Origin of the sequence: Microbacterium sp. GbtcB4 (assembly GCF_019091465.1) — a bacterium.
Lineage (GTDB): Bacteria > Actinomycetota > Actinomycetes > Actinomycetales > Microbacteriaceae > Microbacterium > Microbacterium paraoxydans.
This window is the reverse complement of the sequence record NZ_JAGXJJ010000608.1, coordinates 1-235: the sequence shown is the minus strand read 5'-3', so window position 1 is coordinate 235 and position 235 is coordinate 1. Positions and strand designations below refer to the sequence as shown.

The 235-nt window shown below is 68.1% G+C and carries 1 pseudogene; it reads right to left on the bottom strand.

Features of this window, described 5'->3' with window-relative positions:
* Positions 1-235, bottom strand: a pseudogene (locus KVS71_RS18985) (ribonuclease BN); the annotation flags it as partial.

Sequence of the window (235 nt, the reverse complement as noted above, 5' to 3'; positions counted from 1 at the left end):
CACGAGGAAGACGACGCCAACCAGCAGCAGGGGCCACTGGGCGATGTCCCACGCGAGCTGCACGCCCACGCCTGCGCCGAACGCGTCGCCCCGCGCCGACACCACATCCCCGGAGAGCACGAGCACGATGGCGACGATCGACAGCGAGACGACGGTGATGAGCGTGACGAGCTGCTGCATGGGACGCAGCTTCCAGCACGGCCGCCCCTCCTCGATCTCGTAGATGCGGTTCATC